Origin of the sequence: Asanoa sp. NPDC049573, from assembly GCF_040676615.1 — a bacterium.
Lineage (GTDB): Bacteria > Actinomycetota > Actinomycetes > Mycobacteriales > Micromonosporaceae > Asanoa.
Genome location: NZ_JBFAPI010000003.1, coordinates 65,668 through 90,032 on the forward strand (window position 1 = coordinate 65,668; position 24,365 = coordinate 90,032).

A 24,365-nucleotide genomic window follows, 5' to 3' on the forward strand; every position below is an offset into this window, starting at 1 on the left:
GTCCACAATGCCGAGAGCACCCCGCACCTCCGTCGACGACAGCAAGCCCGCGTCGGCCAACTACCACGCCAACGCGCTCGCGCGCGGCCTCGCCCTGCTGGAGATGCTGGCCGCCGCGCCCGAACCGTTGACCCTGACCGAGTTCAGCGACGCCACCGCGCTGCCCAAGAGCACGCTGGTGCGGCTGCTGGCCGTGCTGTCGGAGATGGAATATCTGGTACGGGTGGACGACCGCCCGTCCTACCGGCTCGGCCACAAGGTCCAGCGCCTCGCGGCCGCGTACGTGTCCACGCTGGATCTCACCGTGGTCGCCGAGCGCTATCTCCAGCCGGTCGCGGTGAGCACCGGCCAGACCGCCAACCTCGGCGTGCTCGACGGCGACCAGGTGCTGCACATCTGCGTCGCCGAGCCCGACCGGCCGCTGCGCTTCACCACCGCGCTCGGTGCCCGCGACCACACCTACGCCACCGGCCTCGGCAAGGTGCTGCTCTCCGAGTTGCCCGACGACCAGCTCCCGGCCGCGGTGCCGGCCGAGCCGTTCCGGGCGTTCACCGATAGCACCCTGACCACCCTGGCCGACCTGCGCAAAGACCTTAGGAAGACGATCCGGCGCGGTTTCGCGCTCGATGACAACGAGCGCAGCGTCGGCCTGCGTTGCGTGGCGGTGCCGGTGCGGGTCGACGGTGACTGCCTGGCCGCCGTGAGCGTCTCCGGCCCGGCCGGTGAGTTCGGAACGGCCAAGCAGCACGAGTATGTCGCCGCCCTGGACGAGGTCGCCAAAGCGGTGACCGGCGACCCGGACTTCGTCACGGCGCTGCGGATCGTGCACCGTTCCCTGCGGGTCGCCGGTCGCTGATGATCAGTTCAGCCCACGTACGCGATCGCCTCGATCTCGACCCGCACGTCGGGGTGGCCGAAGCTGACCACCACGGTGGTGCGGGCCGGCGGAGCCTGCGGGAACCGGCGCCGGTAAACCTCGTTGAACGGCGCGAAGAGCGTGGCGTTGGACAGGAACGCGCCGATCTTGACGATCTGGTCGGGCCGGGCGCCGGCGGATGCCAGCACCGCCTCGACGTTGTCCAATGTGCTCTCGACTTCGCGGGTGAAGTCGCCGACGAACACCTTGTTATCGGGGTCGGTGGCGACCTGGCCGGAGACGAAGACGAAGTCACCCGCCTTGGTGGCGTGGGAGAGCGGCACAACGGGCGCGGGGAACCCCTCGGGGTGGAACCTCTCGATCATTGGCACATGGAACCACATTCCATGCGAGTAGCCCATGCCTGACGAGCTGCTGCTGACCGGCGGCCTGGTGGTCGACGGCTCGGGTGGGCCGGCCGTCGAGGCCGACGTGCTGGTGCGCGCCGGCCGGATCGCCGCGATCGGCACCGGGCTCTCCGCACCCGTCACCCGCGACGTCTCCGGGCGGGTGGTCTGCCCCGGTTTCGTGGACATCCACACCCACTCCGACCTGAGCCTGCTCTCCGACCCGCGGGCGCTGAGCAAGGTGCACCAGGGCGTCACCACCGAGGTGGTCGGCAACTGCGGGCTCGGCGTCGCGCCGCTCGACCCGGCCGCGCCGGTCGAGCCGATCCGGCAGGCGGTGGGCTATCTCGACCTCGACCCGGCGGTCGAGTGGTCCTGGCCCGACCTGGCCGGCTACTTCGCCGCGCTGGCGGCGGCGCGACCGGGCGTCAACGTGGCCTCGCTGGTCGGGCATCTGGCCCTGCACGGTTCGGTCACCGGCTTCACCGACCGGCCGGCCGGGGCCGCCGAGATCGACCGGATGTGCGGACTGCTCGCCGAGGCCTTCGACGCGGGCGCCGTCGGGCTGTCCACCGGGCTGGTCTACGCGCCGCTGCCCTACGTGCGCGACGACGAGTTGCTGGCCCTGGCAACGGTGGTCGCCCGCCGGGACCGGATCTTCACCTGGCACGTCCGCAACTACGACGACGCACTGGTCGACTCGGTGACGCAGGCGCTGCGGGTGGCCCGCGCGACCGGCGCCCGCACCCAGATCTCGCACCTGGCCGCCGTCGGCAGGCGCAACTGGGGTGCCGTGCGGCGGGCCCTCGACCTGGTCGACGCGGCGAACGCGGACGGGCTCGACGTCGGTGTCGACATCTACCCCTACCTGCACGGCAACGCGCCGCTCTCGCAACTGCTGCCGGCGCATACCCAGGAGGGCGGGCCGCAGGCGTGGATGCCCCGGCTGACCGATCCCGGGGTACGCGCGGAGGTGCGCGAATCCTGGGTGGACCGGCCGACCGGTTGGGACGAGATCACCGTGAGCTGGACCAGCCGGCCTGCGCCGGATCCGGTGGTCGGCTCGTCGATCGCCGACCTGGCTCGCGCCGCCGGCGTCGACGGGGCCGAGATCGTGCTCGACCTGCTCGCCGCGCTGGGAAACGGCGTGCTGATGACGGCCGGCGGCCGCAGCGACGACGATCTGCGCGCCGTGCTCGGCCACCCGGCCGCCGTGGTCGCGTCCGACGGCCTGGCGCTCGACCCCGGCGGCGTGACCGGGGCCGGCGTGCCGCATCCGCGCAGCTACGGCACGTTCCCGCGGTATCTGCGGCGGTATGCGCCGGACCTGCCCGACGGGATCCGCCGCTGCACCTCGGCACCCGCGGCCAGGGTCGGGCTGACCGACCGCGGGCTGCTGCGCCCTGGCGCTCCGGCCGACGTGGTGGCCTTCGACCCGGCCCGGCTGACCGACCGGGCCACCTTCACCGCACCACACCAGTTCGCCGCCGGCATCGACCTGGTGCTGGTCAACGGCGCGGTCACCGTCGACGGGGGAGAGCACACCGGCGCCCGGGCCGGTTCCGTACTGAGAGGCATCGCATGATCGACGTGCACACCCATTGCCACCTGGCCGAACACTGGGGCTGCGAGTGGCATCGCAACTGGCAGCCGGTCTACGGCCACGAATACGCCGACCGCACGCCCGAGCAGTACGACGAGGCGATGGCGGCTGCCGGCGTCGACCTCGCGTTCGTGTTCGGCATGCGGGCGACCCGGGCCGGAGTGATCACCCCGAACGAGTACGTCGAGCAGTTCTGCGCGTCGACGTCGACGAACACGATCGGCTTCATGGCCCTCGATCTGTCGGACGCCGACGTCATGGACCAACTCGCCGACGGGATCGCCCGCGGCCTGCGCGGCATCAAGCTCTACCCGGTGCTGGCCCACTTCGACCCGCGCGACCCGGCACACGACCCGTTCTTCCGGGCGGCGACCGAGGCCGGCCTGATCGTGCTCTGGCACATGGGCACCACGCCCAGCCCCGAGGGCCGGCTGGAGCTGACCAACCCCCTGCTGGTCGACGACGTCGCCCGCCGGCACCCCGACCTGGTGCAGATCATCGCCCACCTCGGCCACCCGTGGCAGCGCGAGACCATCGTGGTGCTGCGCAAGAGCCGCAACGTCTTCGGCGACGTCTCGGCCTCGTGGGCCCGCCCGCTCGACGGCTTCATGGCGTTGGTGCGGGCCCAGGAATGGGGCGTCACGCAGAAGCTGCTGTTCGGCTCCGACTATCCGATGTGGACCCCGAAAGAGGCGGTGGACGGCTTGCGGTCACTCGCCGCGATGCGCACGGAAGGCCTGCCGGCGATCAAGCCGGATACGGTGGAGTGGCTGCTCGACGGCGACCCGCGCGCGGCGTTGGGGCTGGCGTGATGCTGCCGACCCCGCTCGACGCGCTGCCGACGCCCGCTCTGCTGGTCGACGTCGACCGGCTGGAACGAAACATCGCCGCGATGGCCGGCGCCTTCGCCGCCGCGGGCGTCGCCCTGCGGCCGCACGTCAAGACCTCCAAGTGCTGGGAGGTCGCCCGCCGCCAACTCGAGGCCGGCGCGATCGGCTTCACCTGCTCGACCGCCGCCGAGGTGGCCTGGCTGCGCGGCCACGGCGTGGCCGACCTGCTCTGGGCCCACATCCCGATCGGGCCGCGGAAGGTGGCGTTCGTCGTCGACACCATCGCCCAGCACTCCGTCTCGCCCGGCTCCGCCGAAGCGGCGGGTTCGGTGGCTGGTTCGCGCTCGGCCGAGGCCGCGGCGTCGGTGACTGGTTCGCCCTCAGCCGGGGCGACGCGATCGCTGACGGTTTCGCTCGACTCGGTCGAGGCGGCGCGGCCGCTGTCGGCGGCGGCGTCGGCGGCCGGGGTCACCGTGCCGTTCGTGTTGGAGGTCAACACCGGGCACGCCAGGCTCGGCGTCGATCCGGAGGACGCGGTCGCGACGGCGGCCGGCATCGCCGCGCTGCCCGGCCTGCGGCTGCGCGGGGTGCTCACCCACGAGGGGCACATCTCCGCGCTGCCCGACCGCCCGTCGCTGGAAGAAGGCGGCCGGACGGCCGGCGGCCTGCTGGTCGAGGTCGCGAGCGCGCTGCGGACGGCCGGGCACGACGCTGAAATCGTGTCGGTCGGGTCGACGCCCGGCGCCACCTCGACGCCGTTCGTGCCCGGTGTCACCGAGGGGCGGCCCGGTACCTACGTCTACTACGACGGCAACCAGATGCGGATGGGCAGTTGCGGGCCCGACCAGTGCGCGCAGACCGTGCTGGCCCGGGTCGCGTCGGTGCGCCGGGCCGGGCGGCCGATCATCGATGCCGGCGTCAAGGCGATGAGTTCCGACGCGATCGCCGCCGCCGGCGGGGTGGGCCTGGTCGTCGACCGGCCCGGCATCACCTTCGTCGAGGCCAACGAAGAACACGGCTTTCTGATCGACGAGGGCGTGGTGCCGCTGGCGGTCGGCGACCTGGTGCGGCTCGTGCCCAACCACGCCTGCGGCACGACCAACATGTGGAGCCACCTGTACGCCGTCCGCGGCGACCAGGCCGTCGAGCGCTGGGAGATCTCCGCCCGTTACTGATCTGTTGACATGGAACGTTATTTCACGTTCGCTGACAGCCATGAAGGTCATGACCATCTACGCCCACCCGGCGGACACGATCACCAACTGCGGTGGCACGCTCGCCCGGCACGCGGCCGCCGGTGACGAGGTGGTCGCGCTGATCCTCACGCACGGCGGCCGGATGCACGCCAACCGGTATGCCGAGGAGTGGCGCAAGGACGACCCCGACGAGGCGATCACCGGGGCCAGCCTGGAAGACATCGCCGCGTACAAGAAAGACGAACTGGCGCGGGCCGCGGAGATTCTCGGCATCGCCAAGGTGATCACGCTCGGCCTGGACGACCGCTACGCCGCCCTCCGCGAGGACGTGGTCGACCGGATCGCCGAGCACCTCGCGATCGAGCGGCCCGACGTGCTGATCTGCGACTACCCGGTCAACCCGGCTGCGGCAACGAACGTGCACACGGTGGCGACGGTCAGCGTGCTGGCCGCCCTCGGCCGCGCCGGCATGTTCGTGCGCAACCTCGATGACCGCGCCGAGTTCCACGTCAAGCAGGTCTTCTTCACCTCGCTGCCGGTGATGGCCGGCGACGGGCTGAGCCTCTACGGGTTGCGCAACGACGTCTACGTCGACATCACCGACGTGGTCGGCCAGAAGGTCGCGGCGATGGACTGCTTCGACAGCCAGGGCTATTCGGGGCTGTTCGCGCGGAAGCTGATCGAGGCCAACAACGGCGAGAACGGCCGCGTGGCCGGCGTCAACTTCGCTGAAGCGTTCTATCGTCTCAACAACGAGACGCATACGCTGCTGCCGGTCACCGAGGCCGCCCGCGGCGAGGATCCGCTCACCCGGCACATCAGCTACAGCCGGGTCGACCTGCGGGCCACGTACCCCATCTGATTCTGGAGGCTTGTCATGGCGGTGCGATACCTGAAGTCGGCTCCGGCGGTGACCCACGACGACGCCGGTTCCCGAGGCGTGCGCGAGACGGTGGCGTCGGTGATCGCCGACGTGCGCGCCCGCGGCGACGAGGCGGTCCGGGAGTATTCGGAGAAGTTCGACAACTGGTCGCCCGAGTCCTTCCGGCTCAGCGCCGAGGAGGTGGAGCGGATCGTCTCCGGGGTGCCGTCTCAGGTGCTCGCCGACATCCGCACGGTGCAGGCCCGGGTGCGTGACTTCGCGCAACTCCAGAAGGATTCGCTGCACGACTTCGAGGCCGAGGTCGAGCCCGGCGTCTTCCTGGGCCAGAAGAACATCCCGGTGGCGGCGGCCGGTGCCTACGTGCCGGGTGGGCGCTACCCACTGGTGGCGTCGGCGCACATGACCGTGGTGACCGCCAAGGTGGCCGGCGTGGAACGGGTGGCCGCGTGCACGCCACCGATCCGCGGCGAGATCCCGGCCGCGACGATCGCCGCGCTGCACCTGGCCGGCGCCGACGAGATCTACCTGCTGGGCGGCACCCAGGCGGTGGCCGCGATGGCCCTGGGCACCGACACCATCGGCGCCGTCGACCTGTTGGCCGGCCCGGGCAACGCCTACGTCGCGGAGGCCAAGCGGCAACTCTTCGGCGAGGTCGGCATCGACCTGTTCGCCGGCCCGACCGAGATCCTGGTGATCGCCGACGGTGCCGCCGATCCGTTCATCGTCGCGGTCGACCTGCTCAGCCAGGCCGAGCACGGTCCCGACTCGCCGGCCATCCTGATCACCGACTCGGAGCCGCTGGCCCGCCGGGCGATGGAGTTGATCGACGAGATCCTGGTCGACATGCCCACCCGCGACTACGCCGCGCCGGCCTGGCGTGGCCACGGCGTGGTGGCGGTGGTCGAGGACATGGCCGAGGCCTTCACGCTGGCTGACGCGTACGCCGCCGAGCACGTCCAGGTGCTGACGTCCAGCCCACGTGACGCGTTGTCCGCGATGCGCAACTATGGCGCGCTCTTCCTGGGTGAGGGCACCTGTGTGTCCTATGGGGACAAGGTGATCGGCACCAACCACACGCTGCCGACCCGTGGCGCGGCCCGCTACACCGGCGGTCTGTGGGTGGGTAAATACCTCAAGACGGTCACCTACCAGGAGGTCATCAGCGAGGCGGCGAGCGTCGAACTGGGCCGGCTGTGCGGCCGGGCGGCGCGGGTGGAACTCTTCGAGGGCCACGCCCGCTCGGGCGACGTGCGTGCGCACAAATACGCCGGTGACCCGCTGCCCTGGGCACCGGCCGACCGCTAGAAGTCACCCTCCGCGACCTGGCAGACGGTCAGCTTGAAGACGGTGCGCCACATCTTCACCACGCTGTCGCGGTCGTCGATGACGAATGCGACGTCGTAGCGGGGTGCGACGAAGCGGCGATAGAGATCGGCCTTGGTCTTGTGGTCGGGGCGGTCGTCGTGGTCGGCGCGCAGGATGAGTTCGGCGAACTCGACCTCCTGCGCGTCGAGCCACAGCTCGGTCTGCCGGCGGCATTGCTCCTTGCGCCCCGACATCACGACGATCCGGTGCCGCCCGGCCGCCGCGATGGTCTGCACCAACTCGACCACCGCCGGGTTGGGCAGGTCTTCGCCGACCCGCTTCCAGTCAAACGGCGAGCGGTTTCCTTTGATGGCCAGCGTGCCGTCGACGTCGACGAGCACGGCACGCTGTCTGTCGGTCATGCCTCGCATGATGCCGGGCGGTCGGTTGCTCCGTCGAGTCGTTATGCCACCGCCACCTTCGCGACGGGGTCGGAGGTCGGTGCCGTCGAACCGCCCGCCGGCTCGATCGTCACCGCGAACACGTCGGCCGCCGCCGCGCCCTGGACGAGGCGGGTCGCCGACGTGGTGCCGGCCGGCAACGCTCCGGCGGAGATGGTGCCGCCGGCATCGTCGATCATCCAGAGCTGGTAGGTGCGGCCGGTGCCGGCTGGACGGTCGGCGCTCATCGTCAGCACGGCCTGGTCGCGGGCCGGCGAGACCACCACGGTGAGCCGGCCGCCGTTGGCCAGGTCGGTCGAGCGGAGGGTGGCGTCGGGCGCGGAGAGCACCTCGGTGATCCGGGCGGCCTCGGCCCGGGCCGCGGTGCGCTGGTCGTCGAGGCGGTTTTCCTGCACCGCGAACGTGCCGCCCGCCGCCACCGCGGCCAGCACGACGGCGGCGGCCACGGTGAACAGCCGGCGGTTGCGATGTGTGCGGATCGGCTTGACCGGCGTCGGCACGTCTTGCCGGGTGCGGGACACCTCGGCGAAGACCTTGTCACGCAGCACCGGCGGCGGGATCGACCAGGCGCCGTCGGCCAGCCGGGCCGCCGTCTCCTGCAACTCGGCGACCTCGATCGCGCAGGTCGCGCAGCCACCCAGGTGACGGCGGAACGCGGCGCGCTCGATGTCGGTCAGCGCGTCGAGCACGTAGGCCCCGGACAGTGCGTGCACGTCGCCGTTGGTCATGACGGCACCTCCACGCCCAGGCAGTCGCGCAGGCGGATCAGGCCGTCGCGCATGCGGGTCTTGATGGTCGGCAGGCTCACGTCGAGCAGCCGCGCCACCTCGGGGTAGCTGCGGCCGCCGTAGTAGGCCAGCGTGATGGACTCGCGTTGCAGCGAGGTGAGGTCGTCGAGGCAGCGGCGCACCTGCTGGCGCTCGAGCCGCTCTTCGACCTCGCCGGAGACCTCGTCGTAGGGCGTCTGCGCCGACCAGGACCCGACCTTTTGCACCCGGTCGGTGGCGGCCTGCTCCGAGCGCACCCGGTCGACCGCCCGCCGGTGGGCGATGGTGAACACCCAGGCTGTCGCGGAGCCGCGGGCCGGCTCGAACCGGGCCGCGGTGCGCCAGACCTCGACCAGCACCTCCTGTGCCACCTCTTCGGCCTGGGCCGGGTCGCGCAGCACCTGCCTGGCCAGCCCGTAGACCCGGGCCGCGACCAGGTCGTAGAGCTGGCGGAAGGCCGTTTCGTCGCCCCGCCCGACGGCGACCAGGAGCCGGTCGGCGGCGGGCGGCTCGTCGACCGTCGGCACCGCGGCCAGGTGGTCGCGCGGCGGGTCACCATGACTCTGCTCGCGCATGAAGACTCCTCGCCGGTGCCGGTGTGGCGTTCTGAGGGGGAATGATTCCGCGCCCGTGCTCATGGTCGCCACCCCCGTCAGACGATTGTGGAAAACGCGCGGCCGGCCAGCCCGAGCCCGACAACCACGATCAGCGCCGCGGTAGCCGACGGCGCCGCGACCCGCCACCGCTCGACAACCCGGAACCGCCTGGCGAGCCGGTCTCGCACCCGGATCAACACCAGCCCCGCCGCGGTGAGGGTGGCCGCCATCCCCAACCCATAGGCGAAGACCAGCAGAATGCCGAACGCGGTACGCCCGAGCGCGATCGCCCCTAGCAACACCACCAGCGCCGACGGACTAGGCACCAACCCACCAGCAACCCCGATGCCCGCGATGCCCCATCGCCCAGCCCCATGCGAATGCCCATGCCCGTCGTGCGTGTGGCCCGGGTGGGTGCCTTCATCCGAATGTGCCTGGCCCTGCCGCTGGGCGAGACCCCGTGCTTCCCCGTGGTCGTGGCTGTGCGGGTGGGGCGCGACACATGCGCGGTCGCCGGCGCGGCGGCGGGCCGCCGACACCAGCGCGCCCGTGCCGATCGCCGCGACCAGGACCCCGCTGGCGAAGCCGAGCCACCCCAGCACCGCCTCGCCGGCGATGCCCGCGAACGTGGTCAACAGCAGGCCCAGGGCCAGGACCCCGCCGGTGTGGGTCAGGGTCACGGTCGCACCGACCGCGAGGGCGTCGCGTGGGCGGCCGGCCCGGCCGGCCAGGTAGGCCGCCATCACCGTCTTGCCGTGGCCGGGCAGCGCCGCGTGTGCCGCGCCCAGCAACAGGGCCAGCAGCACCGCGAGCACCCCGACCAGCGGCGTCAGCCGGGCACCGCCGACCACTCCGTCCAACCACCGCTCGGCGCCCGCAAACGGCCCCGACAATCCCAGGGGCGTGCCGCCCGACGACCGTGCCGCGCCCGAAGCGACAGCGCCGGACGCGACGGTGCCGTCCGGGATCGCCGTGAACCTCGCCGTCCGCACGTCAAGCGGCGACGCCAGCAGGTCGTCCGGATACCGCCGCAACTCGTCGCTCACCGTGGCGGCCGGAACCGAAGAACCCGCCACCTGGACCCCCGCACCCGTCGCCGTCAGTTCGCGCCAGCCGATGCGGTCGCCGCGGAAGTCGTTGGTGACCGTGACGGCCGAGCCGCCGGACGACAGCGCGATCGGCGATGAAAGCCGGCACTCCAGCCGGCTGGTCTTCAACCCACCGGCTCCGTCCGCCAGCATCAGCGACGACGAGGAAACCGCCCAGTCCGCCCGAGACCCGGAGACCACGACCGCCAGCGCGGAAGCGGCCTCGGCACACGTGGGCGCGGGATCCTGTAGCGTCGGCAACTCGGCCACGTCGGCCACGACGACGGCCGAAATCCGGTCGGGAAAGACCGTCAACCCCGCATACCGGTTGACCGAGAAGTTGCCCAGCGGATGCGCCGCCGCCGGTGCCGACGGCAGGGTGAGGAACCCCACCAACGCCAGACCCAGGAACACCAGAACCCGCTTCACGACCGTGCCTCCAATGCGGACAGTGCCCGAGCGGCCGTCGGCCCGTCGGCGGGCGAGAAATACGGGTTCAGCGACCGCACCTGCCGCAACTGCACGAGGGCGGCGTCCGCGTCACCGAGAAACAAGAGCGTCATACCGAGGTGAAAGGCGAAGAGCGCGTTGCGCGGAGAGGCGGCAACCGCCCGTCGCAGGTGCGGCAACGCCTGCGCGTCCTGCCCGGAGAGGTGCAGCGACCAGCCCAGCACGTCGGCCACCTCCGCGAACGGCCGCCGCCTCCACTCGGCCCTGGCCAGCGGCACGGCCCCGGCGGCATCGCCCCGGGCCAGTGCGAGCAGCGCACCGCTCAGGTCGTCCTGCCCGCCGTTGGCCACGAACAACCGGTGGGCGGCGTTCGCCAGGGTGAGCTGCCGGGCGGCCTCATCGGTCCGGCCGGCCAGGCGCAGCAGCGCGGCGTACTCCATCAGCGTGTCGGGCGTCGGTGTCCGTGCCGCCACCGTTCCGGCGTCGGCGATCGCCGCGGGCAGATCGCCGCGGGCGGCCGCCACCCGGGCCCGCCCGCGCAGCAGCGCGAGAAAAGCGGGACTGGCGACCAGGCCGGCCGCGTACTCCGCTGAAGCCGCGGCGAGGTCCCCGGTCGACCACGCGAGATCACCGAGTTGGTTGCGGCAGAAGGCGATGTCGGCCGGATCGACGGCCGCGTCGAGGGCCCGCCGCATCAGGTCGATCGCCGACGGCACCTCGCCGCGCTGCTCGAGGTCGTAGGAGGCGCGGGCATAGCCGGCCAGCCCGGGCCGCAGGTCGAGCATCCGCTGGATCGCCGTCGTGGCCGCCGCCGCGTCGCCGAGTTGGGTCTGCGCGTCGGCCAGCACACCGTAGGCATCGGCGTCGTACGGGTTGGCCCGCAGCGCGTCGTCGGCGAACCCCCGCGCGGCCGCGAACTCGTGCCGCGCGTTGGCCAGCGCCCCGAGCCCGACCAGCGCGGTGGCATTGGAGTCGGGCCGCACCGACAGCGAGCGCTTCAGCGCCCCTTCGGCCTTCGGATACAGGCTGGGATCGGCGGTGACCCGGGCCTGCTCGACGTAGGCGAGGCCGAGCGCGGCCCACGTCTCGTGGTCGCTGGGCAGCTCACGGAGCCGGTCCTGGGCCCGGGCGATGGTCGCGGCGAGCCGGTCGGGTGCCGCGGGCGAAGCGGCGACCGGCGCCGCGGCCGGCGCCGGTGACCGGAGGCCGAACACGGCGCCCGCACCGAGCAGGGCGACGGCGGCGACGGCCACGACGACGACCGTCCGAAGGGGAGTACGCATGAGCGGGGGCTCCTTCCCGAGAGCCGACGGTGGGGCGCGCCCGCATCGCCGCGGACGCGCCCCGGGACGGTCAGATGCGGATGGTGTCGTCGGGAGTAGCGGCGGGCCGCCGTCGGCGGAACCACCAGGTCACCAGGATCAGCGCCAGGGCCAGGCCACCGATCGCGGCGACGGCGACGACCGAGCCGCGGCCCATGTCGCTGGTAGACGCCGAAGCCGCCGCGGGTGACAAGGACGGCGCCGGGTCCGAGGTCGCGGCGGGCGGCACGATCGCGGCCGCGCCGGCGCCGCCGTTGACCGCACCCACGTTGGGCAGGGCCACATAGGGGAACGCGTCCCCGAACTGGTTGTCGTTGGCGTCCACCTTGTCGCCGGCGGCCAGCGCGTCGACGATCTGCCCGGTCTGCGCGGCACCCTCGACGGCCTGGACGGCGATGTCGACGGCGTCGTCGGTCAGCCGGCGGCCGTTGGGAAAGCCCTGCAGGTCGCCGCCGAGTACGCCGAGCCGGTTGGGCTGGTCGGCCACCGGCACGCCCAGGTTGAGCCGGAGCATCTCGGCGGGCCGGAAGCGCTTGGCGTTGACGTCCTTGTTGTCGAGCTGCGAGTTGAGGTCGGCCTTGATCGGTCCGTTGGCCTTGGTGGTGATGCCGGTCAGGAAGATCTCGACCAGGTCGTTGCGCGGTGTCGCTGGTGCGGGCACCCCGTAGCTGCCCTCGATCAGCTTCGGCAACTCGGGATCGGTCACCCGCTTGACCACGGCCGGGATGCCGGCGTCCTGGTCCGGCGAGATCGAGTTGAACGCGTCCTTCAGGTTCGCCGGCACGACGACCTCGTTGACCAGCGGGTTGCCGAGGCGCGAGACCTGCACCCGCTCGCCGCGGATGCCGTTGGTGCTCTGGCCGGCGATCCGCACCTTGGCGCGGTCGGTGGTGGTCCAGACGCCGATGACCGGGTTGCGCTTGGCGTCGCCGCGCAGCGCCACGTCCTTGAACGGCACCTGCAGCGCGATCGTGTTGACGTTGTAGCCGGCGAGCGTGTCCTGGCCGGTCTCGCTTAGGTCGCCGCCGTAGAGCAGGTCGAAGACCCGCAGGTCGAGGAAGAACGGGTCGTCGGCCTGGCCGGCGAACAGCTTCCAGCCGCCCGGCAACTGGATCGTGGCCTCGTCGCGGAGCTTCTGGTAGTCGGGCATCGAGGCGTTGCCGATCCGCGACGGCGCCACCGGCGCGTTGCTGATCCGGGTCTTGAACGGCCCGCCGTTGAACGACGACTCGAGCGTGTAGGTCTGCTTGAACAGCAGGTTCGGGTCGTCGAACGAGTCGACCGGCCCGTTGTTGTAGAGGAACGTCGAGCCGCCCCGCCTGTCGACGTTCTTGAAGGTCCAGCGGAACACCGCGTCGGCCTTCGCGTCGCCGTCGCTGTCGACGTTGATGTTGTAGGCCGCGTCGGTCGCGAACGGGTAGAAGTTGGGCCCGCCGTTGGGTTCCTCGAACGGGATCCAGTTGGCGATCAGCGTCACGTAGTCCGGCCGGTCGGGGCTCACGAAGGCATACAGGTCCGTGTTGTCGGCGGCCGGATCGCTGGCGATCAGCGGCGCCTCGCGATGGCTTGACGCCACCGACGACTGCGGCCCGAGCGCGGCCAGCGCGATACCGGTCACGGCGAGTGCCGCGAGGATCGCGCGGGGTTTCCTGGTCATGTCTGTCCTCCCGTCAGGGGGTGCCTGCGCGAGGACTTCGGCCCTGGCCCGGCCGGCGGATGGGTGCGAGTCGGGTTCCGGTCATTGACCCATCCGGTCCGGGTACGACTCCGAATAGCCGCGGTCGGACCCGTTACGCCTGCCCAGGGGTGTTGGCAGCATCTGCCAATGCCAAGATCTCGGGCGATGCCGGCGAACCGAATGATCTGCATAGTTAGGACACTCAGAAATCGGCAAAGGCCGCGTATGGTGCGCTCGCCTGGATATCCGCCACCTGGCTGTTGGCCAGCCGGGCCCGCGCTCCGCGATCCGCTGAGTTGTTTTCGTATCACGACCCCTGCACGATGACCTCTGGCCACCGGGAATCTTGGTCGGCACGGAGAGTAACCGGTTGGCGGCAGCGTGGAGGCGGTGCCCATGGATGGTCGGCGCACAGCGGTAGTCATCGGCGTGAACAGGTCTGACGCGGACGTCGCGTTGCCGAGCCTGCGCTACGCCGAGAGTGACGCGCGCGCCGTGCACGAAGTGCTGACCGACCCCGACACCGGCACGTTCGACTCCGCGAACGCGTTTCTGCGCATCGGTGACAAGGCCGACGCCTGGAGCCTGCGGAGCCTGCTGCGCACGATCGCGATCGAGTCCGCCCGCTCCGACACGCTGCTCATCTACTTCGCCGGCCATGCGCTGACCGCAGACTGGAACGGCGTCGTCGACGACTATCTGGTCACGCCGGACCTGCGGCGGGCGACCCTGCGCGAGCATCCCGACGAAGGTCTGCGGATGGCGTTCCTGCGCGGCGACGTCCTCGACAAGTTCAAGGGCACCGCGTTCCTGATCCTCGACTGCTGCCGCGCCGGGTCCGACATCGACGGGCAACCCCAACAGATCGAGATGATGCCGATCAGCGGGCGGCACTCCAAGCAGCACAGCCTGCTGATGTCAGCGCCGACGGAGGGCAGCGCCCGCGAAGTCGGCATGCTGGGCCACGGCCAGGTGACCAAGCACATCCTCGACGCCCTCAACGGCAAGGCGGCCGACGACGAGGGACGGGTAACGTTCGGCCGCATGGCCGACTATGTGGTCGGGCAGGATATCGACCCCAAGCCGGGCCAGTCCGTGCAGTCGTGGGGCGCGACGAAGGTGTTGACCCGGCCGGGACGCACCGCCTCGGGCGCCGGTGTGTCCATGTCGGACCCGCTGCCCGCCGATGTGCGGATCGTGCCGCTGGAGAACCCGCTCGAACGCTCCGCGCCGGCGATCCTCGACCTGCTGAGTCAGATCTTCCCGCCCCACCCGTCGTCGGCCCGGTCGGGCACCTCGTCGACGACCGGGGCGTTCGGCGCGACGAGCGAGGGCCAGCGGTCCGTGCCCAACAACGACAAGGCGGAGTTGCTGTGCGCCGCCATGCGTGCCGACGCCGCGGCGCTGCTCGAATACACCGGCCCGACGTTCCGGACGATCTCGGCGACCAAGCAATTCCACGAAGACGATCTGCACCATCTCCTGCGCCGCACCGAGCACGCCGGATCCGCCCGCGTCCTCGAGGGCGGGTCCGCGGGGCGGGTGCTGTGCGTGCCCCTGCGCCAGGGCATGGCCAGTTCGCTGGTGCTGGTCGTGGTCAACCCCGCGCAGAACCTGCTCGACATGGGCGAGCCGCTGGCCCGGATCATGGAGACGATCTGGCGCACCGACCTCAGCGGGCCGGTCGAGAAGGGCGAGATCGAGGTGCTCACCGGCTTGCGCCAGAGCTTCGGCCGACTACCGGCGCGGCTCTACGACCGCTGCTTCGAGCTCTATCGCAAGATGCTCGGTTCGTTCTCGATGGTTTTCCAGCCGATCGTCACCATCGACCGGCTGCCTCGCCAGGTCGAGATACACAGCTATGAAGCGCTGGCCCGGTTGAACGCCGCGGATCCGCGGGCCCCGGTCGACCTGATCCGGCTCGCACACGTCTGGGGCGACCGGTTCGTCGTCGAACGCGACAAGGCCATCCTGCGAAAGGCGATCGAGTCCTACGACGAAGCGCATCTGATCTGCTTCGGTGACAACGAGGGAGCACCGCGGCCCGTCTCGATCAACGTGGCCGTCCGCTCGCTGCTCAGCGAAGGGTATGTCGACGAGGTCGAGCGGACGATCGCCAGCGCCGGCCTGCGGCCCAGTGCGGTCACGCTGGAGATCTCCGAGCAGGACCCGATCGCGCCGCGCATCTACGAGGCCTGGGGCGACGACTCGCTGGCCTATTTCCACCAGCGGCTGGTGGCGATCGCCGACCGCCTCGACATCCGCTTCGCCGTCGACGACTTCGGCGTGGGCCACTCGTCGGTGTCGCGGATGGCGGAGTTGCCGCTCACCCAGATCAAGGTCGACCGGGCCCTGTTGCGGCATCCGTCCGCCTACCAGGAGTTGGCGCTGGTCGCGAGCGTCGCCCGGCAACCGGTCACTCTCGGGCACGCGGCGGTCGGCCGCAGCGTCGTCGTGGAGGGCGTCGAAGACGACTCGCCGATCACGCTGGAACAGATCTACGGGATCGGCATCCGTCACGTCCAGGGCTTCATCACCGGCGAGCGGCCGTCCCCGGTCCTCAAGCGGGAGATGGGCCGGGAGATGCGCGAACGGATCGCCGCCCTGGTGCGCGGCGACCACGGCCGGGATCGCGCCGCGAACCGCACTCCGATCCGCCGGAGCGCGTGACGCCAGCTAGGCTGGTATGCGGTAAATACCCGCATTCATGGCGGTGTACGCATGTCGAGCCAACCGATCATCACGCCCGACCAGCGGCTGCGTGTCTTCGTCAGCTCGACCTTGCGCGAGCTGGAGCCGGAGCGGGTAGCCGTCCGCGACGCGATCAACCAACTGCGCCTCTCGCCGGTGATGTTCGAGCAGGGCGCCCGGCCGCACCCGCCGCGCGAGGTCTACCGCGCCTACATCGCGCAGAGCCACATCTTCGTCGGCGTCTACTGGGAGAGCTACGGCTGGCTCGCGCCGGACGCGACGCTCTCCGGCCTGGAGGACGAATACCAACTGGCCGGCGAGAGCGGAATGCCCCGGCTGCTCTACGTCAAGCAACCGGCTCCGCGCCGCGACCCCCGACTGGCGGCCATGCTCGACGCCACCGCGGCCGGTGCCGCCGTCGTCTACCGCGAGTTCGCGGACGCTGCCGAGTTGCGCCGGCTGGTCGAGACCGACCTGGCCGTGCTGCTGACCGCCCGGTTCCAGGGGCCCGCGCAGGAACCGGCCACCGAGGTCGTCACGGTGCCCGCCGCGCGTACCCCCTTGATCGGTCGGGAACGGGAACTCACGGCGCTGACCGACCTGCTCACCGTCGAAGTGGCGCCGCTGGTGACGCTGACCGGCCCGGGCGGCGTCGGCAAGACCCGCCTGGCCGTCGAGATCGCAGCCCGGCTGGCCGACCGTTACGCCGACGGCGTCCGCTACGTCGACCTGTGCCCGATCAACAACTGGGAGCGCGTCGGCGAGGCGATCGCGCGCACGCTGGGCGTGGCCTCCGGCGGCGAGGTCGACCCGGCCGACCAGGTCGTCACCTACCTGCGCCAGCGGCACCTGCTGCTGGTCCTCGACAACTTCGAACACGTCGCCGACGCGGCCCCGGTCGTTGACCGCCTGTTGCGCAACGCCCCGGGCGTCGCCGTGCTGGTGACCAGTCGGGCGCCGCTGCGGCTCACCGGCGAACGGGCCCTTCAGGTGTCGCCGCTGGAGCTGCCCGCACCGGCCGCAGACCGGGCGACGCTCGGGGCGTACCCGTCGATCCAGCTCTTTCTTGACCGGGCCCACGCCGCCCGGCGCGACCTGGTGCTCACCGACGACGCGATGGACCAGGTAGCGGAGATCTGCCGGCGGCTCGACGGGCTGCCGCTGGCGATCGAGTTGGCCGCCGCCCGAGTCCGGTTGTTCGGTCCGGGCGAGATCCTGGCGCGGCTCGACGAGCGGTTGACGCTGCTCACCGGCGGTTCGCGCGACCTGCCGGCCCGGCAGCGCACGCTGCGCGCCACCATCGAGTGGAGCCACCAGCTTCTCGAGGCCGCCGACCAGGCGCTCTTCGCGCGCCTCGCGATCTTCGCCGGGTTCGACCTGACGGCGGTCGAGGCGGTCGGCGGCGACGACGCCCTAGCGGCGCTGGAACGCCTGGTCGAGGCCAGCCTGGTCGACCAGGTGTCGTCGAGCGGCCGGTTCCGCATGCTGGAGAGCATCCGGGAGTACGGGCTGGAGCGGCTGCGCGACAGCCCCGACGAGGCGGCCGCCAACCGGGCCCATGCCGACCACTTCTCGCTGCTGGCCCTCGCGGCCGGCCCACAGCTCAACCAGCGCGGGGCGGGCGACTGGCTGCGCCGGCTCGCCGCCGACCACGACAACGTCGTCAAGGCCATCTGGTGGTATCTCGACCACGAGGACCTCACCCCGGCGCTGGCCATGGGGGAGGGCATCTGGGTCTACTGGTGGCTGCACGGCCCGCTGGCCGAGGTCAGGCGGCTGACCGACCGCTACTATGCGCTGCGCGACCGGTTCTCCGGTGTGGCCCGCGGTCACGCGCTGCTGGCGTCCGGCTCCACGTTGCTGCTCACCGGCGACATCGCGAGCGGCCGGTCCCGGCTTGACGAGGCTCGGCGGTGGGCCCGCGAGGTCGGCGACGACGACGGCGTGGCCCGCGCCGACGGGCCACTGGCACTCCAGGCGATCCGCGACGGCGACTACGACCGGGCCCGTTCACTGCTGGAGGAGGCCCGCGAGATCGGCGAGCGGTTGGGCCACGACTGGCAGGTCAGCCTTTACTGGAGCCGGTTGGCCATGATCTCGCTCGCCGAGGGCCACCACGCCCGGGCTGCCGACCTGCTGTTCGCCGCGTTGCGCACGGCCGGCAACAGGGAGGTGCCGCTGGCCAGCATCGTCGCGCTCTACAGCCTGGCGGTCAACGCGCTGCGGATGGGCTACGTCAAGGCCGCGCACCAATACCTGTGCGACGGGCTGGCGATCGCCCACTCCGGCGGCGACGTCAACAGCCCTTCGTTGTTCCTCATGGCGATCGCCGACGTCGCCGCCCGCAATGGCGATCCGGAGCGGGCGGTGTTCTTCGCCTCGGCGGCCGGGGCGATCGACCGGCCGCCCAGCCCGAGTTGGCTCGACCTCTACCTGCCGGCGTGGCCGGGCTATGTGCCGCTCGACCCGGTGGGCTTCGCCGCGGCCAGCCGGGCCGGCGCCAAGCTCGGCCTGGACGGTGCGGTCGCCGAGGCGCTCCGCGCCTGACCGTCCGGGTCCGATGTGGACCCGGACGGCCGGCGACCGGTCAGTAGCGGTAGTGCTCGGGCTTGTAGGGCCCCTCGACGTGCAGGCCCAGGTATTCGGCCTGCTTCTTGGTCAGCGTGCTGAGCCGCACGCCGAGCGCCTCGAGGTGCAACCGGGCCACCTTCTCGTCGAGGTGCTTCGGCAGCACGAAGACCTCGTTGGCGTATTCGCCCTGCCACAGCTCCAGCTGAGCCATCACCTGGTTGGCGAACGAGCACGACATCACGAAGCTCGGGTGCCCGGTCGCGTTGCCCAGGTTCATCAGGCGGCCCTCGGAGAGCACCAGGATCGCGTGCCCGTCGGGGAACTGCCACTCGTGCACCTGCGGCTTGACCTCGGTCTTGACGATGCCCGGCACCCGCGCGAGGCCGGCCATGTCGATCTCGTTGTCGAAGTGCCCGACGTTGCCGACGATCGCGTTGTGCTTCATCCGCTCCATCTGGTCGGCCCGGATGATGTCGACGCCGCCGGTGGTGGTGATGAAGATGTCGCCGCTGTCGATGACGTCGTCGAGCTCGACGACCTGGAGGCCGTCCATGGCCGCCTGGAGCGCGCAGATCGGGTCGATCTCGGTGACCACGACCCGGGCGCCCTGGCCGCGCAGCGCCTCGGCGGCGCCCTTGCCGACATCGCCGTAGCCGCAGACCACGGCCAGCTTGCCGCCGAGCATCACGTCGGTGGCCCGGTTGAGCCCGTCGGTCAGCGAGTGCCGGATGCCGTACTTGTTGTCGAACTTCGACTTCGTGACCGAGTCGTTGACGTTGATCGCCGGGAACAGCAGCCGACCGCCGCGGGCCAGCTCGTAGAGGCGGGTCACGCCGGTGGTGGTCTCCTCGGAGACGCCGCGCATGCCGGCCGCGATGCGGGTGAACCGCTGCGGGTCGTCGGCCAGGCTGCCGCGCAGCGTCGAAAGGATCAGCCGGTATTCCTCGTGGTCGTCGTCGGTGGCCGCCGGCACTGTGCCGGCCGCCTCGAAGTCGACACCCTTGTGCACCAGCAGGGTCGCGTCGCCGCCGTCGTCGACGATCAGGTTCGGGCCCTGGCCGTCACCGAACTCGAACAGCCGCATCGTGCACCACCAGTACTCCTCCAGCGTCTCGCCCTTCCAGGCGAACACCGGGGTGCCGGCGGGCGCGTCGACCGTGCCCTCCGGACCGACGACGACCGCGGCCGCCGCTTCGTCCTGTGTGGAGAAGATGTTGCAGGACACCCACCGGACGTCGGCGCCGAGCGCGACGAGCGTCTCGATCAGCACCGCCGTCTGCACGGTCATGTGCAGCGAACCCGCGATCCGGGCCCCGCGCAGCGGCTGCTTGGCGGCGAACTCGCGGCGCAGCGCCATCAGGCCGGGCATCTCGTGCTCGGCCAGGCGGATCTGGTGACGGCCGGCGGCGGCGAGGTCGAGGTCGCGAACGGCGAACTCGACACCATTGCGATTCTGGGCGTGCAAGTGGCACCTCCCGTGTCAGGAGGCGCCCTTGGGAATCAAGAGACCAGTCGAGCGTGGCGGATCTGGTCCGTCGCAGCGCCTCTCGACCGGCGCCCTCCACCATAAACCGCGTCAGCGCGATGGCGCCACCAGACCCATTTCATAAGCCATGATCACCAGGTGTACGCGGTCCCGCGCGTCGAGTTTGGTGAACAGCCGGGCGACGTGGGTCTTGGCCGTGGCCACGCTGATCACCAGTCGTTCGGCGATCTCGGTGTTGGACAGCCCCTGCCCGACCAGGGTCAGCACCTCGCGCTCCCGCTCGGTGACGCCGGCGAGGGCGGGCGGCCGGGCCGCGGCCGGCGACCGCTCCGGACGGCCGGCGAACTCCGCGATCAGCCGGCGGGTGACGCTCGGCGCGATCAGCCCGTCGCCGGTCGCGACCACCCGCACCGCGTCCAGGATGTCGTCCAACGCCATGTCCTTGACCAGGAACCCGCTGGCGCCGGCGCGGAGGGCGCCGTAGACGTTGTCGTCGTCGTCGAACGTGGTCAGCATGATCACCTGGGCCGCCGAACCGCCCTCGACGAGCATCCGCGTGGCTGCGATGCCGTCCATCCCCGGCATCCGGATGTCCATCACCACCACGTCGGGAGCCAACTCGCGGGCCAGGTGCACCGCCTGGATCCCGGTGCCGGCCTCGCCGACCACCTCGAGGTCGGTGGTATCGGCGATCAGCACCCGCAGCCCGGCGCGGACGAGCGGTTGGTCGTCGGCGAGCAGCACCCGGACGGTCATGCCTGGTCCGCCGGCAGCGGCAGGGTGGCCCGCACCTGGAAACCGCCCTCCGGCAGCGCTTCGGCGGTCAGGTCGCCGCCCAGCAGGGCGGCCCGTTCCCGCATACCTGGGATGCCGTAGCCGGTCCCGGAGTCGGACCCGCCCCGGCCGGCATCTGTTACGGCGATGGTGAGCACCTCCGGCGCGTATCCGATGATGATTGTGCAGTTGTCGGTTTTGGCGTGGCGCACGACGTTGGTCAACGCCTCCTGGATGATCCGGTAGGCGGCGAGGTCGACGTCCGGCGGCAGCACCCGCGGCTCGCCCTCGATGCGCACCCGCGCGCGGACCCCGGCGGCCTCGGTGGTGGCGACCAGTCGGTCGAGTTCGGCGAGGCCGGTGGTGGCCGTGGCAGCGGGTTCGGTGTCGCTGCGGCGCAGGGCCACCAGCGTGCGGCGCAGCCCGGCGAGCGTCTCCCGACTGGCGGTCTCGATCGTGTCGAGCGCCTTGCGCGCCTCGTCGGGCTGGGTGTCGATCACCCGGCGGCCGACGCCGGCCTGGATCGCGATGACGCCGATGCTGTGCGCCACCTGGTCATGCAGGTCGCGCGCGATGCGCAGCCGCTCGGAGGTGACCGCGTCGGTCGCGGCGCGGGAGATCAGGGCCGCCCGGTAGTCGCGTCGCTGGCGGACCGCGGTGCCGGCGAGCCAGGCGACCACGACGCCGAGCAGCAGGGCGACCAGCACGTTGACGTAGGAGCTGTTCGGGTCCCCGTTCACGTAGAGCGTGGCCGCTCCGACCTGCGCCACCAACGCCGCGACGGCGGCGCCGGCCGCGGCGAGCCGCGACCTGGTTGCCGCGATGTAGGCGACGGCGACGTCGAGAACCACGGCTTGCGCGAAGCCGACCAGCCCGGAGATGTGCAGCGGTGCGAGCCCGACGGCGCCGAGCAGCAGGCCGGTGAATCCGACGACGGGCCAGCGGGGGAGCACGAGAGCGGGTAGGGCGAGCACCAGAACCGGGAGCACCGTCTCGGGGCCGGTGCTGTCGGTCCCGGTGCCGAACGCGACAGCGAGCGACAGCGCGACCGGGTAGGCGGCGAGCACGACCCAGGACATGACGGCCGAGGGAAACCGGTGGTCGGCGGGGCGGGTCAGCGTGGCATCCATGCCGCCGATGCTAGGTATCCGCAGGTGGCAGCGCGTCGGCCCGGCGATGTACGCCGGCGGGTGCATTCGCAAGAAGCCGATCGGAGGATGTAAGTGTCGTGCAAGAGTCCGAAATTAATCGACAGGCTCTTGTGTGGCAGATATCGATGACCCTAAGGTCAGGGTCCCCATCTCCTTATCTCGCTACAGAAACGAGTCCTTGATGTCACGGACACCACCTCGTTTGCTGGCCGTCGCGACCGTCGCCGCTGTGGGCCTCGGCGTCGTCGGCATCGCGGGCCCCGCCAGCGCCGGTGCGGCGCCGGTGGTCACCCGGGCCGCGCTCGACCCGGCGCTGGTCGCCGGCCGGGGCGCCAACGTCAACTTCCTCGAGCAGGAAGCGGAGAACGCCGTCACCAACGGCACCAGGATCGGGCCGGACCGGACCGCTTACACGCTGCCCGCGGAGGCGTCGGGCCGCGCGGCGGTGCGGCTCCAACCCGGCCAGTACGTCGAGTTCACGCTGCCGGCCGCAGCGAACGCCATCACCGTGCGCTACAGCATCCCGGACGCGCCCGGCGGTGGCGGGATCCGCGCGCCGTTGAACGTGAAGGTCAACGGGGGCGGGTCGAAGACCATGACCCTCACGTCCGAGTACGCGTGGCTCTACAACCAGTACCCGTTCACCAACGACCCGCAGGCCGACCTGCTGCACCCGGACTGGTGGATCACCGAGTGCGCCTGCGTGCCGGCGGCCACCACGCCGACCCCGGTGATCACCAAGCCGTTCCGGCCGATGAAGTTCTACGACGAGGAGCGGTTGGCGCTCGGCCGCACCTACCCGGCCGGCGCCAAGATCCGGCTGACCGCGCCGAAGGGCACGGCTGCCGCGTGGACCGTGATCGACCTGCTCGACTCCGAGTTGGTCGGCGCGCCACACGTCAACCTGCTCGCGTCCAACGTGCTGCTGTTCGGCGCCGACCCGACCGGCAAGCGTGACTCGGCGGGCGCCTTTGAGAAGGCGATCGCGCTGGCCCGGCTGGCCCGGCTCAAGGTGTATGTGCCGCCGGGCACCTACCAGGTCAACCGGCACATCATCGTCGACAACGTGACGATCGAGGGCGCCGGCAACTGGTACACGAAGATCAAGGGCAAGGAGGTCGCCCTCGACCCGCCCGCACCGGACGGCTCTGTCCACACCGGAGTCGGTTTCTACGGCAAGGACGCGGCCGACGGCGGCAGCCGCAACGTACACCTGTCGGGTTTCTCGATCGAGGGCGATGTGCGTGAGCGCATCGACACCGACCAGGTCAACGGCATCGGCGGCGCGATGAGCGACTCGACCATCTCCGGGTTGCACATCCGGCACACCAAGGTCGGGCTCTGGTTCGACGGCCCCATGAACAACACGAAGGTGACCGACGCCATCGTCGTCGACCAGATCGCCGACGCGCTCAACTTCCACATCGGAGTGACCAACTCGGTCGTCCGCAACAACTTCATCCGCAATACGGGCGACGACGGCCTCGCGATGTGGTCGGAGCAGACGGCCGACGCGCGCAACACGTTCGACCACAACACGGTGCAGACGCCGACGCTGGCCAACGGCATCGCCATCTACGGCGGTGAGGACAACACCGTCTCCGCGAACCTGATCGCCGACCCCATCCGGGAAGGCAGCGGCATCCAGGTCGGGTCACGGTTCGGCGCGGTCGCCTTCACCGGCAAGCTGTCGATCACCGACAACACGGTGGTGCGGGCCGGCACCTACGAGCTCAACTGGAACATCGGGCTCGGCGCCATCTGGATCTACGCGTTGGAGAAGAACATCGACGCCGACATCAGGGTGACCGGCGACCACTACCTCGACAACACCTACAACGCGATCATGCTGGTGAGCGACTTCCCCGTGAAGGACCTCTACTCGATCACCAACCTGCACTTCAAGGACATCCGCGTCGACGGCACCGGCACCTCCGTGCTCAGCGCCCGGGTCAAGGGCGGTGCCACGTTCGAAAACGTAGACGCCCGCAATGTGGGCGCGGTCGGCATCAACAACTGCGGCTCGTTCAACTTCCCACCCACCGGCTCCGAGTTCGCGGTGACGGACCTGGGTGGCAACGACGGCGGCGGCACCACCGGCCCGTGGATGGCCGCATGGGAACTCCCCAACACCATCACCTGCGATGACCGCCCACCGGTCGTGGTGCCCCCGGCGCCGACGCAGTGGTGACGTAGCGCAAAAGGCGAGCGGCATCGAAAAAGCCCCGCCCGGGCGAACCCGGGCGGGGC

Annotated in this window: 19 protein-coding genes and 1 riboswitch; of the genes, 9 read left to right on the forward strand and 10 right to left on the reverse strand. The window is 71.1% G+C overall.

Annotated features, from left to right (window positions below; all coding sequences use genetic code 11):
* The first annotated feature begins 7 nt into the window (after positions 1 to 7).
* Entirely contained in the window at positions 8 to 856 is an 849-nt protein-coding gene (locus tag AB0J74_RS07140; RefSeq protein WP_363445610.1) for an IclR family transcriptional regulator, read from the forward strand.
* Positions 857 to 864: 8 nt separating this feature from the next.
* Here the strand turns inward: AB0J74_RS07140 and AB0J74_RS07145 are convergent, their stop codons facing one another.
* Positions 865 to 1,242, reverse strand: coding sequence for a RidA family protein (locus AB0J74_RS07145; RefSeq protein WP_363445612.1), 378 nt, complete (start codon positions 1,240 to 1,242; stop codon positions 865 to 867).
* 34 nt (positions 1,243 to 1,276) lie between these two features.
* On the opposite strand from AB0J74_RS07145, the gene AB0J74_RS07150 reads away from it, so the two are divergent.
* From AB0J74_RS07150 to hisD, 5 genes are read left to right on the forward strand one after another with little or no spacing between them, the layout of a single operon-like run.
* The gene (locus tag AB0J74_RS07150; protein WP_363445614.1) at positions 1,277 to 2,848 is read left to right on the forward strand and encodes a D-aminoacylase; all 1,572 of its coding nucleotides are present in this window, start codon (positions 1,277 to 1,279) and stop codon (positions 2,846 to 2,848) included.
* On the forward strand, positions 2,845 to 3,678 hold the full coding sequence (locus AB0J74_RS07155; protein ID WP_363445616.1) for an amidohydrolase family protein: 834 nt from the start codon (positions 2,845 to 2,847) through the stop codon (positions 3,676 to 3,678). The genes AB0J74_RS07150 and AB0J74_RS07155 overlap by 4 nt, the downstream gene beginning before the upstream one ends.
* Positions 3,678 to 4,871 carry an alanine racemase gene (locus AB0J74_RS07160; protein WP_363445618.1) on the forward strand — a complete coding sequence of 398 codons (1,194 nt, stop codon included), beginning with the start codon at positions 3,678 to 3,680 and terminating at the stop codon, positions 4,869 to 4,871. The genes AB0J74_RS07155 and AB0J74_RS07160 overlap by 1 nt, the downstream gene beginning before the upstream one ends.
* A gap of 40 nt (positions 4,872 to 4,911) precedes the next feature.
* Positions 4,912 to 5,754: a PIG-L deacetylase family protein gene (locus tag AB0J74_RS07165; protein WP_363445620.1), complete on the forward strand. Its 843-nt coding sequence runs from the start codon at positions 4,912 to 4,914 to the stop codon at positions 5,752 to 5,754.
* Between the two features lie 15 nt (positions 5,755 to 5,769).
* Positions 5,770 to 7,080: a histidinol dehydrogenase gene (gene hisD / locus AB0J74_RS07170; RefSeq protein ID WP_363445622.1), complete on the forward strand. Its 1,311-nt coding sequence runs from the start codon at positions 5,770 to 5,772 to the stop codon at positions 7,078 to 7,080.
* Here the strand turns inward: hisD and AB0J74_RS07175 are convergent.
* The 6 genes from AB0J74_RS07175 to AB0J74_RS07200 all read right to left on the reverse strand — a co-directional run bounded on the left by AB0J74_RS07175 (position 7,077) and on the right by AB0J74_RS07200 (position 13,421).
* On the reverse strand, positions 7,077 to 7,502 hold the full coding sequence (locus AB0J74_RS07175; RefSeq protein WP_363445624.1) for a hypothetical protein: 426 nt from the start codon (positions 7,500 to 7,502) through the stop codon (positions 7,077 to 7,079). The two genes, hisD and AB0J74_RS07175, sit on opposite strands and share 4 nt — an antisense overlap.
* Positions 7,503 to 7,543: 41 nt before the next feature.
* A complete protein-coding gene (locus tag AB0J74_RS07180) occupies positions 7,544 to 8,269 on the reverse strand; it encodes an anti-sigma factor (RefSeq protein ID WP_363445626.1) in 726 nt (241 codons plus the stop codon).
* Complete coding sequence (gene sigK, locus AB0J74_RS07185) at positions 8,266 to 8,883, reverse strand: ECF RNA polymerase sigma factor SigK (protein ID WP_363445628.1); 618 nt, start codon at positions 8,881 to 8,883, stop codon at positions 8,266 to 8,268. The genes AB0J74_RS07180 and sigK overlap by 4 nt, the downstream gene beginning before the upstream one ends.
* A 77-nt stretch (positions 8,884 to 8,960) precedes the next feature.
* Entirely contained in the window at positions 8,961 to 10,421 is a 1,461-nt protein-coding gene (locus tag AB0J74_RS07190) for a sulfite exporter TauE/SafE family protein (protein WP_363445630.1), read from the reverse strand.
* A complete protein-coding gene (locus AB0J74_RS07195; protein WP_363445632.1) occupies positions 10,418 to 11,725 on the reverse strand; it encodes a hypothetical protein in 1,308 nt (435 codons plus the stop codon). Before AB0J74_RS07195 ends, AB0J74_RS07190 begins: the two co-directional genes overlap by 4 nt.
* A 70-nt stretch (positions 11,726 to 11,795) precedes the next feature.
* Positions 11,796 to 13,421, reverse strand: a complete 1,626-nt coding sequence (locus AB0J74_RS07200; protein ID WP_363445634.1) for a DUF4331 domain-containing protein — start codon at positions 13,419 to 13,421, stop codon at positions 11,796 to 11,798.
* 450 nt (positions 13,422 to 13,871) lie between these two features.
* On the opposite strand from AB0J74_RS07200, the gene AB0J74_RS07205 reads away from it, so the two are divergent.
* Complete coding sequence (locus AB0J74_RS07205) at positions 13,872 to 16,112, forward strand: EAL domain-containing protein (protein ID WP_363445636.1); 2,241 nt, start codon at positions 13,872 to 13,874, stop codon at positions 16,110 to 16,112.
* A gap of 51 nt (positions 16,113 to 16,163) precedes the next feature.
* Positions 16,164 to 18,680, forward strand: coding sequence for a DUF4062 domain-containing protein (locus AB0J74_RS07210; protein ID WP_363445638.1), 2,517 nt, complete (start codon positions 16,164 to 16,166; stop codon positions 18,678 to 18,680).
* Between the two features lie 40 nt (positions 18,681 to 18,720).
* On the opposite strand, the gene ahcY is transcribed toward AB0J74_RS07210, so the two are convergent.
* The 3 genes from ahcY to AB0J74_RS07225 form a co-directional block, all read right to left on the reverse strand.
* Entirely contained in the window at positions 18,721 to 20,169 is a 1,449-nt protein-coding gene (gene ahcY, locus AB0J74_RS07215; protein WP_363445639.1) for an adenosylhomocysteinase, read from the reverse strand.
* 13 nt (positions 20,170 to 20,182) lie between these two features.
* A riboswitch (S-adenosyl-L-homocysteine riboswitch) is annotated at positions 20,183 to 20,259 on the reverse strand.
* Between the two features lie 21 nt (positions 20,260 to 20,280).
* Complete coding sequence (locus AB0J74_RS07220) at positions 20,281 to 20,946, reverse strand: response regulator transcription factor (RefSeq protein WP_363445641.1); 666 nt, start codon at positions 20,944 to 20,946, stop codon at positions 20,281 to 20,283.
* Positions 20,943 to 22,094: a sensor histidine kinase gene (locus AB0J74_RS07225; protein WP_363445643.1), complete on the reverse strand. Its 1,152-nt coding sequence runs from the start codon at positions 22,092 to 22,094 to the stop codon at positions 20,943 to 20,945. Before AB0J74_RS07225 ends, AB0J74_RS07220 begins: the two co-directional genes overlap by 4 nt.
* A 202-nt stretch (positions 22,095 to 22,296) precedes the next feature.
* Between AB0J74_RS07225 and AB0J74_RS07230 the strand changes: the two genes are divergently transcribed.
* Entirely contained in the window at positions 22,297 to 24,306 is a 2,010-nt protein-coding gene (locus AB0J74_RS07230; RefSeq protein WP_363445644.1) for a glycosyl hydrolase family 28-related protein, read from the forward strand.
* Positions 24,307 to 24,365: the final 59 nt, after the last annotated feature.